Origin of the sequence: Desulfopila sp. IMCC35006, assembly GCF_005116645.1 — a bacterium.
Classification (GTDB): domain Bacteria; phylum Desulfobacterota; class Desulfobulbia; order Desulfobulbales; family Desulfocapsaceae; genus Desulforhopalus_A.
Window position 1 is genome coordinate 474,077 of the sequence record NZ_SWCM01000001.1, and the last position, 15,563, is coordinate 489,639.

Consider the following 15,563-nt stretch of genomic DNA (forward strand, 5'->3'; position numbering starts at 1 on the left):
TTACTGGCACGTTCTTTTTTTGACCTGAACCGGGTCAGCCTTTTCCCCTCTCAGAAAGCCTGGACGTCAGGGCATCAAATCTGCTCGCCCCCTGGTGGCTGCCTGCAGACTCCGCATTGTTGGAAACACACATCATAATTTTGTTTTCAGGCCGATACGACAGGATGCCTGTTCCCTGGAACAATACAGCGAGGCGGGGGGCAATCCGGCTGCGGCAGAAACGTTCCAGATTTCCCCCGCTCTCCCGGGATGAAGTTTTCCACATCGACGACGGCATACAAATGCAACGCAAATTTAATGCCAGCTCTCGCTCAAAACCAAAACCAGATAGACAAAAGATTTGCCCGTAAAGTTCCGGCATACCTGCATCTCTTGTCTTCCCGCAGAGGATTTTGTCCAGCCGGACAGGAAAAGTACTTTTGCCTCTGGGTCAGGCATGCCGCTGCAGCTTCTCCGAGTTTTAAAAAACCGTTCAGCCGACACCGTAATCAGATGAGCAAGCTGGTTTGCCCCCTTCCAGCAAACGAATCAGCCGGCGGTGTTCCTCTGAGCTGGAATCGCCGGAATACTCTTTGGCCCGTAACGCCATGGCCAGTGCTCTGGGGATATTCAAGGCGTGATTGGCCGCTGCTTTGTCGCTATACCAGCTGCGGTAATCCGGCGGAACCCGCTGCGTCCAGTTGTCACTGCTGACAGTGCCCGGTCGATTATAGGTCTCTTTACTGCCGAGAAGATCGACAAAAAACACCATGATATTCCGGGCCGGGCCAAGAAAGAGCTCGGCGAATTTGGCCTGAACCAGCGCCGCCGTATCGAGTGCGTGATGGTCGATCCAGCCGCCCCGCGCCCCTTCAGGGATTGCCAGGCGGGTGGCCAGGTGCTCCGCCTGCCGGCGGATGCTGCCTTCTTTTGCCCACTTCTCGGCCACCAGCCAGATGGGAGGGGTGTCGTGGTTGCCGAGCATCAGCCAGTCTTCCGGCTGCGCATTCTCACTGCGGCAGACATCGCCATCATTGGCCAGATCAGCCTTCTGGGTCACCCGTTGACGGCCCAGGCCATATACCTGCAGCACTCGCTTGATCGGATACGGCTGGGTGCTGAGAATTTCGCAGACGACCTCCCCGGCACCATGCCACCGCCGGCTGACGGTATCCATTATCACCGCAAAGAGCTGCCCGTAGCGGTTGAGCTGTTCCGGCGCAAGAGATGTCACCCAGTCGTCGGCATATCGCGGCAGCCGTGTATTGAGCTGGTCCGGCCGGACTATGGCAAAGCCGGCCAGCGCCGGATGATCGGGCAGATTCGGCGAGGCGAAAAGACGGGCACCGTTTTGCACCGCATAGAAAGGATCGTCCTGATCTTCTTTATAGACCCATGGACAGATGAGACCGTGGGGGTGATCCAGCCGCAGGCCGTCAAACTCCTCGGCCATTTTTTCCAGCCGCTGCTGGACAAAACGCAGCGCGGCGCCCCGCTCGAACCGGCCGCTGCGGCCGGTCGTGCCATAATGCCGGGGGTCAAGAACCGGATAGTTCCACGGCTGCCCGAGCGGATTGGTGCGGCTGGGCGGCGCCCCCATGACATAGCCCGGCAGCAGGAAAGACTGCGCATACCAGGCGTCGCGGCGGGAAATTCCGATCTGGCAGTCGCCAAACAGCTGCAGACCGAGGTGGTGGCAGTGTTCCCGTAATCGCCGGTGCTGTTCGGCCAGCAGAAACTGGATTAGACAATAGTCCTCTATTTGTTCGCCATATTGGCGATACAGGGCTTGAAGGCGCAGCCTGGTCTGCGTCCGGCACCCTTCTTTTGGCGCAAAAAGATGTTGATCGAGCCGTGCTTCTTCACTTTTCCCCCAGTTTTTCCAGGTGTTGCCGCCGTATTTTTGACGCAGAACCTGGTAGAGAGCGTCCCTGCCGAGCCAGCTGCTGTTTTTTTGCCGGTACGTGCTGAATGTTTGCTGCAGCGCAGTGCACGCCGGCGAAGAGGCAGACTGTATTTCCTGCCGGTAGCGACAACATATCTCCTCGGCGATCAGCCCTTGCGCCCATCTGACAAACCGATCGTCCACCCGCTTGGTATCGCCGGGACGCCTGCTCATGAACCCGGCCAGTTTCTCCGGGCCCAGCAGGACACACGCAGAGTTGGTCAAGGGGAGCGGTGCCAGAGAGAGGGGGTTGCGGGAAAAAAAACTGCCATCGTAAGGCGAGGCGTTGGCCGGCGTTGTTATCCCCTGCGGTCCGAGCTGCACTCCATTGAAGCCAAGGGACCGGGCGAACTGCAAAAATACCGCAGCACCATCGGTATAGGGTGAGCCGCGCCCCAGATCCTCCGTGGCCAGACTGGGAAACGCCGCATCATGGATTCCCAGCAGGAAATTTCGAATACCGAGGAGCTGCAGTGCCCTGTCTATTGCCGTCGACATTGTCATTATCCCTGTTTCAGACGAAAGATCATCATGGCCAGGGGCGGCAGGGTAACATTAAGTGAATACGGCTGCCCATGGACCGACTCGGGCGTCGCCTCCCTGCCGCCGAAATTGCCCTGACCGCTGCCGCCATAGAGCAGTGCATCGCCGTTGAGAACCTCTTCCCAAAAGCCCATCTCAGGGACGCCTAGGCGATAGTTGTGTCTGACCACCGGAGTGAAATTACCGATGCAGACGACCATATCGCCGGAACTCCTGCTGCGGCGAGTAAAGCTCAAGATGGACTGCTGGCTGTCATTGCAGTCAATCCAGGAGAAACCACCCGGTTCGTCATCGAGTTCATAGAGGGCGGGCTCACCGCGCAGCAAGGTGTTCAGATCACGGACCCAGCGCTGCAGCCCCTGGTGCATGGGAAACTGAAGCAGTGCCCAGTCAAGGCCTGCATCGTGATTCCACTCGGTCCACTGCCCGAATTCACAGCCCATGAACAGCAGTTTTTTGCCCGGATGGGTAAACATGTACCCAAAGAGCAGGCGCAGATTGGCAAACTTGCGCCAGTGGTCGCCGGGCATCTTGCCGATCAGCGATCCCTTGCCGTGCACCACCTCGTCGTGGGAGAAGGGCAGAATAAAATTTTCATGATAGGCATAGAGGAGGCTGAACGTCAGCCGGTGGTGGTGATACGAGCGATGAATGGGGTCGTTGCTCATATAGGCTAAGGTATCGTGCATCCAGCCCATATTCCATTTAAAGCCAAAGCCGAGCCCGCCCAGATAGGTCGGTCGGGAAACCATGGGATAGGAGGTCGATTCTTCGGCAAAGGTCATGGCATCGGGATGTTCCTGATAGACCAGCTCGTTGAATCGTTTTAAAAACCCTATCGCCTCAAGATTTTCTCGGCCGCCATAGCAATTCGGTATCCACTCCCCTTCCTTTCGGGAGTAATCGAGGTAGAGCATGGAGGCCACGGCGTCGACGCGCAACCCGTCGATATGGTATATTTCCAGCCAGAAAAGGGCATTGGCGAGGAGGAACTGGGCCACCTCGGTCCGGCCGTAATTAAATATATAGGTGCCCCAGTCCTTATGTTCACCCTGGCGTGGGTCCGCATGTTCGTAAAGATGGGTGCCGTCAAAAAGCCCGAGGCCGTGGCCGTCTCTCGGAAAATGCGCCGGAACCCAGTCAAGAACAACGCCGACATTGCAGCGATGAAGGGTATCCACCAGATATTTAAAATCCTCCGGGGTCCCGAACCGGCTGGTTGGGGCGAAATACCCGATGGTCTGATACCCCCAGGAGCCATCGAACGGGTGTTCGTTGACCGGCAGCAATTCCACATGGGTAAACCCCATCCCGCTGACATATTCGGCAATCTTCTCCGCCACTTCCCGGTAGCTCAGCCAGCCGCCGTCATCGTCCCGCCGCATCCATGACCCCAGATGCAGCTCATAGATCGAGATGGGTGCTTCGTGGTGCTGGCGGTCGGCCCGGGCTTCCATCCAACCACTGTCCTGCCAGACATAGCCGTCAAGATCCCAGACTACCGAGGCTGAAGCGGGCCGTATCTCACAGAAGAAGGCATAGGGGTCGGTTTTTTCGAGATGAAAATTATGCAGCCGTGAGGTGATGGCATATTTATACAGCGCCCCTTTTCCCACTCCTGCAACAAAACCATGCCAGTAACCAAAATCTTTAATTCTTTTGAGGGGATTGGCCATCTCGTTCCAGCCGTTAAAATCGCCGATGACGGAAACTTTTTCGGCATTGGGCGCCCAGACGGTGAAATACGTTCCTTCCCGGCCGCCGGTATTGACGATATGCGCCCCGAGTTTTTCCCAGGAACGGTAGTGCGTACCTTCAGCGAGCAGGTACAGATCGTAATCGGATATGAAATCGTTGGAAGTTGTCATAGTTGCCTTATTAAGCGGTAATCTGTTTTTTGGTCTTACGCCAATCGAGTGGGGGTAGTATCGAGTATATCGACTATACCGGCCAACGGAATGTGTATCCAGTCCGGCCGGTTATTCAGTTCATACTCGAGCTCATAGAAGACTTTTTCCAGCAGAAACATCTCCAGGACATAGCCGATATCAGCGCCCGGCAGGTATTGCGCCCCGCCCGCTGCGGCAAGATACGCCCCGACGAAGACACTGCTCATCCATTCATACCAGGCTCGGGCCCACGGCCGCAGCCGCTCCCGCCGATCCCTTTGTTCTTCGCCCGCCGGCAGCCCCCTCTCAGCGGCATAATGCAGGGACCGGAGCATGCCGGCCACATCTTTCAAAGCCGAGCCTTTGCGGCGTCTTTTGCTGAGCGGCCGCTGGGGTTCCCCTTCAAAATCAAGGAGGATAAAATCATTATTCTCTGTCCGCAGCACCTGGCCCAGATGATAATCGCCATGATGCCGGATCAGCCAACCCAGTTTGTCGCCGAGTGACGCTATCCTGCCCACCCTGTCGAGTACTGCGGGGGCCTCGCTCATTACCCGATCCCTCTTTCTGCCGAGTTCTGCCGGCAGCTGCATGGATTTTCGGCTGAGGCCGGCCAGGGCTTGCTGAATCTGCCGGCTGATCGAATCGGCAAGTTGTTCCGCATACACCCTGGTCGCTTTTTCCGGTTTGAAATCCTTGTTTTTCTTGTCGCCGGCCAGAGCCAGATGGAACTCTGCGGTCTGCCGTCCCAGGGTCTTGACCGACTGCAGATATGCACCAGTCATGGCCGCAAAAACAGCCGGCGGCTCCTGCACAGAGTCCTGGACAAGCTGCCGGCCCATCAAGCCCGGGACAGGCGGGGACTCGCCTCCGGCGTCTGCCTGTTCCGCCTTGCTGTAATAATCCTGCAGGGCCGACAGGGAATACGCCCAGCCGTCGCCCTGATTGGCGATATATTCCTGCAGCATCCCGAGCGTTGCTTCATTGCCGGCGCCATCAACATACTGCAGGGTTCCGATCACCCTGGCGATTGCGGTAAACTGACCCTGCTCGGTGAGAAACAGGCTGACTTCCACATCCGGATTGATCCCTTTTTCCAACTTTCGGTACAGCTTCAGGACAAAGCTCTCGCCGATGATTATCGAACTGTTGCTCTGTTCTGCCCCCAGCTTGCACACTGAGATGCAGCAGGTATCGGACTGCACAAGCTGGTCGTAGAGGTTGGTCGAAACGGCCTGGATAACTCCATTGTGGAAGGTTCTATACTCGCGGCCGTCACCGATGGCGCTTAAAAAAATATCACAGGAAGCGCGATCCATCAAAGCGTCATACAAAATCCCGTCACCCCGTCGATTTTTGACCAGGGCAAGCACACTCTCGGGCAGCTCTGCTCGCATGGCAGCGGCCGGTTCCCCCTGAACAATCTTCAGCGGCAGCACATATTCTTCTTCGCCGGAGTCATACCGCAGCCGGAGCACGGTCATATAAAAAGAGGCCCCCAGTTTACACCAGTCGATGAGGCTGCAGGACGAAATATTTTTCGCTTTGCCGGCGAACCAGCGCTGCCGGGCCAGATAAGCGGGCAGGATATCATTGCCGAGCGTCAAAAGGCAGTGGGGTTCCAGCAGGGTGTCCCACATTTTATCCAGGGTCAGCTGGGGCAGTTTCAAATGTTCCGGCGGCACGGACCGACCTGCCTTGATCGGTTCGGCTGGCGCTTCGAGGCGAAACCAGTAAAAACTATGCGGCCCCAGAGTAACGAAATAGGGCTGCTGATCAATGGCCGGAAATTCGGTTCTGCCGATCATCTCAACCGGGATCATGCCCTTGAATGCACCAAGATCCAACTCCGCCGGCTGGACATATCTGGACAGATTGGCGATCACCAGGATTATTTCCCCTTTATAACGGCGGGTAAAGGCAAGAATTGCCCGGTTATCCGGCCGGAGAAACTCTATACTGCCGCGGCCAAAGGCCTTGTGCTGCCGTCGCAGAGCGATCATCCGCCGCATGAAATGCAGCATGGATGAGGGATCCCGCTCCTGGGCCTCGACATTGACCGACTGATAGCCGTACACCGGATCGGTGATCGGGGGCAGATAGAGACGGGCAGAATCGGCTCTGGAAAAACCGGCGTTGCGATCCAGACTCCACTGCATCGGCGTACGGACGCCGTTCCGGTCGCCAAGAAAGATATTATCGCCCATCCCCAACTCGTCGCCATAATAGATGACCGGCGAGCCGGGCATGGCAAAAAGCAGCGAATTGAGCAACTCCATGCGCCTTCGGCTGTTGTCGACAAGCGGTGCCAGCCGCCGGCGGATTCCGACGTTCAGACGCATTCTGCTGTCTTTGGCGTACTCCCTGTACATGTAATCCCGTTCTGCGTCAGTAACCATTTCCAGGGTCAGTTCATCGTGATTGCGCAGAAAAAGCGCCCACTGACAACCGCCGGGAAGAGGCGGAGTACGATCGAGAATATCGGTGATTGGGTGCCTGTCCTCCTGGCGCAGGGCCATGAACATCCTCGGCATGAGAGGAAAATGAAAGGCCATGTGACACTGATCGCCGTCGCCAAAATAAGGCAGGACATCTTCCGGCCACTGATTGGCCTCGGCCAGAAGCATCCGATCGGTATAATGTTGATCCAGTTCCCGGCGGAACTGTTTGAGAACCGCATGGGTTTCCGGCAGATTCTCGTTGCTGGTGCCCTCCCGCACGCAGAGATAGGGCACCGCGTCCAGTCGCAGCCCATCAACGCCCATATCGAGCCAGAAGCGCATTACTTTCAGGACCGCCTGGACGACTTTCGGATTATTGTGATTGAGATCGGGCTGGTGAGAAAAAAAACGATGCCAGTAATATGCCTTTGCCACCGGGTCCCAGGCCCAGTTGGAGGGTTCGCTGTCGGTGAAAATTATCCGTGTCTCGGGAAATCTGGCGTTGGTGTCGCTCCAGACATAATAGTTCCACCGTGCCGAGTTTTTTTTGGCCCTCCGCGCTGCCTGAAACCATGGATGCTGATCGGAAGTATGGTTGATAACCAGCTCGGTGATAATTTTTATCCCGCGCTGGTGGGCTTCGCGGACAAAGGCCCGGAAATCGCGCACCTTGCCATAGCCTGGATGAATTCCCCGATAATCGGCTATATCATACCCGTCATCTCTAAATGGCGAAGGGTAAAAAGGCAGCAGCCAGAGAGCATTGATCCCGAGTTTTTCGATATAATCAAGTTTTTCAATCAGTCCCTTAAAATCGCCGATCCCATCGTCATTGCTGTCTCTAAAGGCCTTTACATGCAATTCGTAGATAATGGCGTCCTTATACCAGAGCGTATCTGTTTTTCCTGTCACCATTGCGCGTCCTTTTCCACTAACCATAAAAGGCAGAATCCTGAGTGACCAAGCAATCAGTTACATACAATAATACGATTACGACTCAACCTCATCTTTATGGGGCTATGAGGCGAACTTTCAGTGGTAAGAGAAAAAAATTATCCACCAGAAGCCCATGCACCTGAAACACCTCGCTTTCCTCGATATGCAGTGTCTCAAAAGGTACCTCCAGCCAGCCTGACTGAACGTTATGTGGATCGCGATTCATCCGAACATTTTGTCCCGGCAGACAGGATTCGTCCATTGAAACAGGATGGAGAGGGCTGCAACAAAAGAATCGTGCTTCCACGACACCGTCATTTATGGACGAGCTGATATTTCTTGAGCAGATCATATAACCTGGAGCGCGAAAGACCGGAAACTTCGCAACTTCTCTGGATATTTCCTTTCGAAACGGCCAGGAGCTGACGCAGATATTTTTTTTCCTGATCGGCAATAGCCTTGTCCCGGGCTGTTTTCAGCGTCGGCATGTCCTGGGTCGCCCGGCAAACCGGGCCGTCCAGTCCATGAACCGAATCTTCTTCAGTCATTGCCGCTATTTTTTTCCTGGTAATCTCGATCCTGATATTGAGCGGCAGGTGTTTAGCATAAAGAATAGCACTGTCCTGGGCGCTGGCAATGGAACATTCGATGGTTTGAAACAGTTCCCTAACGTTTCCCGGCCAATCGTACTGGCCCAGGAGCATGGCAAAATCAGGCGATAAATTTTTCTTTGGCAGCTGGTGGTGCCGGCAGTAAGTATCTCGATAATAATAGACGAGTTCGGTGATATCCGTGGCTCTGCTTCGTAATGGCGGCAGTTCGAGATGGAAGGTTTTAAGGCGGAAAAAAAGATCTTCCCGAAAAGTCCCAGCCTCTACCATGGCCGGAAGATTCTTGTTGGTCGCTGATATCAACCTGAAATCACTGGTTGTTTCAACATTCCCGCCGACAGGACGATATTTTCTTTCCTGAATAACACGGAGGAATTTTTTTTGGGTCTCCAGCGGCATCTCGGCCACTTCATCGAGAAAAAGCGTACCGCCGTCTGCCTGCTTGACAAGCCCCGGCTGTTTTTTATCGGCTCCGGTGAAAGATCCTTTGTCATAGCCGAAAAGGATACTCTCCACCAGGGTCGAGGGAAGAGCAGCACAATCAACAATGGTCATCTTTTGAGCGGCGCGCGAACTCAGCCGATGGATGAGCGCGGCGAAAAGATCCTTGCCGGTCCCTGTCTCGCCGGATATCAGAACGTTGGCATCGGACGGTGCTATTCTGGCCACAAAATTAATGCATTTCTGGATCGGAGCGCTTCGGCCGATGATACCATGATGTTTAAGCCGATCACGGAATTCATCCTGCTTGCGGTGCGGAACATCATTTTTTGACAGTCTGTATTGCAGGGCTCGATGGAGAAGTTCAGGCAGCGCTTTTTCCGGATCAGGGTCTATGAGATACTCCCACACACCACTTTTAATTGCAATCTCCGCCTGATCCATATCTCCGGCAGTGGTAAAAACAATTATTTCCGCCGCACCCGCATCGAACTGAAAATCCTCGACGACATAGCAGGCATCGCCGTCCTGCAGAGAATCCCGCATCAGTATCACCTGATAGCTGTCGCTTCGACTTTTTTGCAGTCCTTCACCCAGGCTCGATGCGAAATCAAAGTGCACCGTTGGCGTATCCATGCATTTCGACAATACATCGAATATTTTAGGGTCCCTGTCGATTATCAGAATAGTGGCATCAGAATCCGACATTGTTACCTTCCCAGAGGACGTCAGTTGTATATGCCTTTCCTGGTCAGTTACATTCTCGTAATATTCTTATGGAGCACAATCATTTTCCAATTATCGGGTTGCAACTACTAGAAACAGGATAATTCTTTTTTTAAAAAAGGACAGAAAGAAAATAGAGACGATCCGCAGCCAGTTGAAGCCGTCTGGCTCACTTCCCGGTATGGTATTTGCAATTGTGATAGTAAAAAGTTGTCGGGACCAATGGCTCATCAGACAGAATAAAAGATAGATGAACAATATTGCAATACTTTTAGTTGAGGGCAGGCCGGAGGAGAGAATGCTTATCCGGAAATATCTCTCGCCCCCCCCTCCTGTTCATTTTGATCTGAGAGAAGCGGAGACCCTGAAGGAGGGGCTTTCTCTTCTTGCCCGTGACCACTTTGACGTGATCCTGCTTGACCTTGAACTGCCGGATTCGTCCGGGCTTGATACCGCCCGCAGGGTGATCACGAAATTCAGGGAGACGCCGGTTATTGTCCTGTCCAACCCCGAAGATGAGGCTCTTGCGCAACAGGCGGTCAGTTACGGGACCGAGGATTATATCGAAAAGAATTTTCTCTCGTCTGCCTTGCTTTTAAAATCGATACGTTATGCAATGGAGCGAAAAAAAATCATCCAGGAAAAATACGATGTGCTGAGCGATCTCATCCTCGCCCTGGAAAAGATAGACTCCCTGGAAAGTCTCCTGCCCATTTGTATCGGTTGTAAAAAAATCTATCATGAAGACAATCGCTGGGTGGATCTTGAAGAATATGTCCGACAATCTTCCAACATAAAAACAACCAGGGCCACCTGTCCGGATTGCCAGCGGAGTATTGGAAAAAATTTTTATGTTACAAGATAATGCGCTGCTCGCCGGGCAGAGGGAAACGCACGGCAGGCCGGTTCGTAACGGATGGTGACCGATTGAGAGAAGATATCGCCTCCAGTCAGCCGCCTCGTGGCGGTAATTTTTTGATAATCCCGACTCTGCAGCAAGTCTTGTTCCAGCGCCTGCCTCAACCATAAGGGTGAACTTTGAGCAACAGGAAAGAAGCAAACGAGCACCCCATACAACACAGAGTCAAGAGGGGCAAAACAAAACTCTATCACCTCTACGGCTGGATTCTTTTTATCATCTGCGCCTTGCTCTTCATGATCGAGAGCATCATCAACTGGAAGCCGCTGAGCCTTGCCGGAAGTGTTATTTTCCTGGTAGCATGCCTGCTCTTTCTTATTCCGTTGATTGATTCTCTCAAAAAAGATAAAGATGAATAGGTATCTATTGTTCCCGTGTCTGTATGAAGACACCCCCTGCGGCAAAGGAAACATCCCGGCACAAAGAACAAGGTGGTTACCTCTAAAGTTCAGCTTAGAAGGTCCAGAGGGATATGAGGTGCCCTTTGCACGGGTGTTCCGCAGCCTGGATGGCTGCGGTCAAGCCCCCAGGGATGGGTTTATGGCGTCCCGAGTAAAGGGCACCTCATATCCCCCCATATGGCTGAAATTTAGTGGTAATCACAAAGAACAATAGAGCGCCGTTCATCCCGGTACAACCATTCATATCGCCTCGTCATCGCCTGCAAGGCGGTCACCATGCATGGATATCTCAGCCTCGGCCGGCCCGACAGGATAAAACTCTTACCCGTGATGCATATGAATTCATTTGATACGCTTATTTTTCCCGATACGGAGCTTTTTCAAGAGAGATATTTTCCGTTGCTGCTGTTTTGCTCTCCCCTGCACTTTCTGCAGCCGGTGGAACCTGGACCCGACGCAAAGCACAATGAGGAAGCAACTCATTTCTACCAACGAGATTTATGGCGGGCACACACCCCTGCCCCGCTTGGTGTCAACCGAACACAATTTTTGCGTTTGCTCGACGATATCAAAACCCGCAGAGAGTATTACGTCGACCAGCTCAACGGGCTGATCACCGGCGCGGGCGCTGTACCGGACAATGCAAATCGCCCCAGAGAAGACCATGCACTTGTCGCCTCTTTGCTGAAAGAACATGGGATAGCGGGCAAAGACATCGAAGGGCAGCTGGAGCTGTGGCAGTCTCGCCTTATTCTGAGTATTGCCGAAATACTCGAGAGGGAAGAGGACGATCTGCAGGAGGAGACCTCTTATTTCAATGCGGAAGAACTTGAGGCCCTTCGTTCCTTGAAAAAAGAGGACGGCTCGGATGCAGAATATCTGTTGCAGGAGATGGAAAAATTTACGAACCAGCGGCATAAGCCTCATGAGAACAATATGCAGATGCGTTTCAATGCCTGGGCCTATCTCATGCACCTGCAGCCGCTGCCAGCGGTAAGCCTCTGGTTAGCCTCGACACGGACTGCCGCCGAGCAGATTCTGCAGAGATACACGTCGGCCAGCGGAAAACATGCTGTCCCTCTCTTAAAGCTTGCCCTTCCCGCCGCTATTTCGGCAAGCGGTAAATATGTGGTTGAGCGGATCGAAGCCTTTCACCAGGCGACGGCGTTCATTCACCGGGGCCTGGCCGCCGACTTTGCCCGAATTACCGCAACCGTGCCGTACATGCCGGATTCACCTGATTCCCTGCTGCCCTACGGCACCGACTGGGCCGACCAGTGGGAAACCATGCTCTATGACTCGTTTCCTGCCGCACAGGATGGCCGAACCAGCATCACTTTTTACCTGCTGCCGGGCCAGCCTGTTGCCGGCCTTCTCACTTCGCCGTACCCTGGCAAAAAAGAAAACGACGACAACAGGGTTGATAGCGCTGCCCACGGTTTGCTTGGAATACTTGGTTCCGCCTGAATTTACTTGCTCTCACCCAAAAAGAGAAGAGTCTCTGCGTCAAGACTGGCTGAAACAGGCAAGTGCATTGACATTTGTGATTATCGCTCAAGTCCAGCTCAGAAGATCCACTGGGATATGAGGCGACCTTTTCACGGGACGCCATAAACCCATCCCTGGGGGCTTGACCGCAGCCATCCAGGCTGCGGAACACCCGTGAAAAGGTCACCTCATATCCCCATATAGCGTAGGGTTAAGTGGTAATCACATTGACAATTGTGACCAATGCAATAATTATTTGATACAAGTTGCATAGCATAACCTAAAAAAGAACTGAAGAGGCATGCCTTCGGCAATTATAAAAATCTAGAATTGCTTACCACTGTTTTTTTGGCCAAATTCTGTTCCAGGCTCGCCATGAGCGCCTCATTCAATGAGCGGGGAGATGACGAATGATATCGGTCAAAGGAAAAAATAACTGGCCACTCATCATATCGCGGGGAGGGCTGTTCTTCGTCCTCTGGTGGATTCTCACTGATGGGGTGGCATCATCCTGGTGGATCGGCGGACCGGCTATTTTGCTGGCGGTTGCGACCAGCACGATACTCTTGCCACCCGGGTCTTTTGTCTGGTATGAGTTTCTAAAGTTCGTGCCCTTCTTCCTCTTGCGTTCCCTGCTTGGTGGCATAGATGTGGCATGGCGCGTCTTTCATCCGGCCATGCCCATGTCTCCCGTTCTCATTGAATATACGCATCGACTGCCGACGGGAATGCCGCAGGTGTTCATGGCCAATTCTATCAGTCTGCTGCCAGGCACATTGAGCACCGAACTCGATCAAGATGTTCTCAAAATACACGTGCTGGACAGTCAGGGTAATTTTCTGGCAGAACTTGAAGAGGTGGAACAAAGAGTGGCCAGGATGTTCGACGCATCCCTGAAGGTTTCTGAAGGAGGCAGGTAATATGAAACAATTCAAGGATATTCTCTTCGTGGTCGAAACCGGGCAGACATGTGAACCGGCCATGGAACGCGCGGTCATGCTGGCGGAGAACAATCAGGCCAACCTGACGGTTGTTGATGTAGTCGAGAGTTACAGCACCGGCATTGAAATACCGGAGGCAGGCCCCCTCGCTGCCGATCTGCGGGCCGCGATGCTCCGGGCCAAAACGGAGGGCCTGCAAACCTTGATCAATCCTTACCGTGCTCGGATTCAGATCCAAACCAAAGTGCTGCATGGCACACCTTTTCTGGCAATCATCCGCGAGGTGCTGCGCAACGGACACGACCTGGTGATCAAGCCTCCCGAAATCCAGAACTGGCTGGACCGGCTGTTCAGCAGTGCAGATATGCATTTGCTGCGCAAATGCCCCTGTCCGGTATGGATCATCAAACCAACCCCGCCGAAATCCTACCGGATTATCCTGGCTGCTGTCGATGTAAATGATGCATATCCACCGGCAGAGCTGAAATCACGCCATGCCTTGAATCGGCAGATCCTGGAGATGGCCGGTTCCCTGGCACTCTCCGACTTTGCCGAGCTGCATATCGGCCATGCATGGCACGCTGCCGGCGAAAGCACCATGCGGGGCGCTTTTATGCGTACCCCGGAAGAACAGATTAGTGCATACGTTGAAAAGGTACGGTGTCAGCACGCAGCCAGTCTGGATGCCCTGATCAGTGAAGTGACCAGGAAACTTGGTCAGGAAACGATAGATTACCTCAAACCGCAAACGCACCTGGTGAAGGGAACGGCACGCAAAGAAATTCCGGCGCTGGCTCAACGTATTGGGGCTGATCTCGTTGTCATGGGGACAGTGGCCCGGACCGGCGTTCCCGGATTTATCGTGGGCAATACAGCCGAAATGATTCTTACCCAGATCGATTGTTCTGTGCTCGCGATCAAGCCACCCGGCTTCGTCACGCCGGTCACGCTGGAGGATTGAGCAAACGTGCAGCCTCTTTATCTGACATTGGCGGTGTTTTTGCTGCTGAACCTCGGCGCCGGGATGTGGCGTGTGGTTCACGGCCCAACCAACGCTGATCGCATGCTGGCAGCGCAGTTATTCGGTACCACTGCAGTAGCGATACTGCTGCTGCTGGCGCAGGCCTATGGCATTCCAGCGCTGCGCGATGTGGCGCTGGTGTTCGCCCTGCTCGCCGCAGTAACGGCGGTGGCTTTCGTGCGGATTGCCTGGCCGAACAGGGAGACAGACCATGACGCTGATTGATTACCTGTCCGCCGCGCTGCTTATCGCCGGAGCCTTCTTTTTTCTGGCAGGAACTGTCGGTCTATTGCGTTTTCCTGATGTCTATACCCGGCTTCACGCCCTGACCAAGGCAGACAACGTAGGCTTAGGTCTCATGGTAATGGGGCTGGCAGTACAGGCGAAGTCCTGGTCCGCAGTCGGCAAGCTGGTGCTGATCTGGATACTTGTTTTGCTCGCCGGAGCCAGTATTGCCCACCTGGTCTCCCGGGGGGCGCTGCAGAGAGGCATTGATCTGTGGAGGCGTTAATCCCGTTGCAATGGATATTCGATGCCCTGCTCGGATTGGGCTTGTTGTGGCTGGGGTGGCAAGCGCTGGCCAGCACAGATCTGTTCCGGTCTATTGTACTGTTTATCTCCTTTGGCTTGCTGATGGCCCTGGCATGGGCACGTCTGGACGCCCCCGATGTCGCCCTGGCCGAGGCGGCTGTTGGCGCCGGGTTGACTGGAGCCCTGCTGCTGACCGCCCTGGCCAGACTCAAGGATACCAGTATCGCTGCACCTGGCATCGATGCTGGCCATCCCCCCATTGACTACGCTCCAGATGATGACGAATCCACCAGAATAAAGAGGGGAGATGATTGATTTCCTGAAGAAATTCGAACGGATCGTGACTGCAGCTTTAGTTGTGCTGCTGGCTGTGGTGATCGTGCTGGCACTGATTGATCTCGTCTGGCTTTTGATTCGGGATATTTTGAAGCCACCGTTATTCATTCTCGACATCGGGGATCTACTGGAAATATTCGGGTTGTTTCTCCTGGTGCTCATTGGTCTCGAATTACTGGAAACGATAAAGGCTTATTACGTCGAAGGCAGGGTCGAGCTGAGAGTGATCTTTGCCGTGGCCCTCATTGCCCTTGGGCGTAAGATTATAATTTTGGAGCCTGAAAAATATTGTGGCCTGACACTCATCGGCATCGGTGTCATTATTCTTGCCCTTGTCGCAGGGTTCTTCGTTGTTTCCGCAAGGGATCTCGAATTTCGGCGAGCCCGGCGAAAAATCGATACCCCGGGGAGGTGA

At 54.0% G+C, this 15,563-nt stretch carries 14 protein-coding genes; 9 read left to right on the forward strand and 5 right to left on the reverse strand.

The annotated features are described in order from the left end of the window. Nucleotides 1-34: 34 nt before the first annotated feature. The 5 genes from FCL47_RS02120 to FCL47_RS02140 all read right to left on the reverse strand — a co-directional run bounded on the left by FCL47_RS02120 (nucleotide 35) and on the right by FCL47_RS02140 (nucleotide 9,493). Nucleotides 35-265 (reverse strand): hypothetical protein, encoded by a 231-nt coding sequence (locus FCL47_RS02120; RefSeq protein ID WP_136811803.1) that lies wholly within the window; start codon nucleotides 263-265, stop codon nucleotides 35-37. A gap of 207 nt (nucleotides 266-472) precedes the next feature. Beyond that, a complete protein-coding gene (locus tag FCL47_RS02125) occupies nucleotides 473-2,422 on the reverse strand; it encodes a 4-alpha-glucanotransferase (protein WP_205747175.1) in 1,950 nt (649 codons plus the stop codon). Between the two features lie 5 nt (nucleotides 2,423-2,427). Beyond that, nucleotides 2,428-4,335: a 1,4-alpha-glucan branching protein GlgB gene (gene glgB, locus FCL47_RS02130; RefSeq protein WP_136811805.1), complete on the reverse strand. Its 1,908-nt coding sequence runs from the start codon at nucleotides 4,333-4,335 to the stop codon at nucleotides 2,428-2,430. 35 nt (nucleotides 4,336-4,370) lie between these two features. Beyond that, nucleotides 4,371-7,736 carry a maltose alpha-D-glucosyltransferase gene (treS, locus tag FCL47_RS02135; RefSeq protein WP_167496328.1) on the reverse strand — a complete coding sequence of 1,122 codons (3,366 nt, stop codon included), beginning with the start codon at nucleotides 7,734-7,736 and terminating at the stop codon, nucleotides 4,371-4,373. 311 nt (nucleotides 7,737-8,047) lie between these two features. Beyond that, complete coding sequence (locus FCL47_RS02140) at nucleotides 8,048-9,493, reverse strand: sigma-54 dependent transcriptional regulator (RefSeq protein WP_136811806.1); 1,446 nt, start codon at nucleotides 9,491-9,493, stop codon at nucleotides 8,048-8,050. A 268-nt stretch (nucleotides 9,494-9,761) separates the two neighbouring features. Between FCL47_RS02140 and FCL47_RS02145 the strand changes: the two genes are divergently transcribed. The 9 genes from FCL47_RS02145 (at nucleotide 9,762) to FCL47_RS02185 (ending at nucleotide 15,563) form a co-directional block, all read left to right on the forward strand. Further along, nucleotides 9,762-10,376, forward strand: coding sequence for a response regulator (locus FCL47_RS02145; protein ID WP_136811807.1), 615 nt, complete (start codon nucleotides 9,762-9,764; stop codon nucleotides 10,374-10,376). 173 nt (nucleotides 10,377-10,549) lie between these two features. Then, a complete protein-coding gene (locus tag FCL47_RS02150) occupies nucleotides 10,550-10,789 on the forward strand; it encodes a hypothetical protein (RefSeq protein ID WP_205747176.1) in 240 nt (79 codons plus the stop codon). Between the two features lie 318 nt (nucleotides 10,790-11,107). Beyond that, on the forward strand, nucleotides 11,108-12,298 hold the full coding sequence (locus FCL47_RS02155; protein WP_136811808.1) for a hypothetical protein: 1,191 nt from the start codon (nucleotides 11,108-11,110) through the stop codon (nucleotides 12,296-12,298). 431 nt (nucleotides 12,299-12,729) lie between these two features. Further along, nucleotides 12,730-13,239, forward strand: a complete 510-nt coding sequence (locus FCL47_RS02160) for a Na+/H+ antiporter subunit E (RefSeq protein ID WP_136811809.1) — start codon at nucleotides 12,730-12,732, stop codon at nucleotides 13,237-13,239. Nucleotide 13,240: 1 nt separating this feature from the next. Continuing rightward, on the forward strand, nucleotides 13,241-14,221 hold the full coding sequence (locus FCL47_RS02165; protein WP_136811810.1) for a universal stress protein: 981 nt from the start codon (nucleotides 13,241-13,243) through the stop codon (nucleotides 14,219-14,221). A gap of 6 nt (nucleotides 14,222-14,227) precedes the next feature. Continuing rightward, nucleotides 14,228-14,506, forward strand: a complete 279-nt coding sequence (locus tag FCL47_RS02170) for a monovalent cation/H+ antiporter complex subunit F (protein WP_370459539.1) — start codon at nucleotides 14,228-14,230, stop codon at nucleotides 14,504-14,506. After that, the gene (gene mnhG, locus FCL47_RS02175; protein ID WP_136811811.1) at nucleotides 14,493-14,792 is read left to right on the forward strand and encodes a monovalent cation/H(+) antiporter subunit G; all 300 of its coding nucleotides are present in this window, start codon (nucleotides 14,493-14,495) and stop codon (nucleotides 14,790-14,792) included. The genes FCL47_RS02170 and mnhG overlap by 14 nt, the downstream gene beginning before the upstream one ends. Then, entirely contained in the window at nucleotides 14,780-15,127 is a 348-nt protein-coding gene (locus tag FCL47_RS02180) for a DUF4040 domain-containing protein (protein ID WP_136811812.1), read from the forward strand. The genes mnhG and FCL47_RS02180 overlap by 13 nt, the downstream gene beginning before the upstream one ends. Further along, nucleotides 15,120-15,563: a phosphate-starvation-inducible PsiE family protein gene (locus FCL47_RS02185; protein WP_136811813.1), complete on the forward strand. Its 444-nt coding sequence runs from the start codon at nucleotides 15,120-15,122 to the stop codon at nucleotides 15,561-15,563. The genes FCL47_RS02180 and FCL47_RS02185 overlap by 8 nt, the downstream gene beginning before the upstream one ends.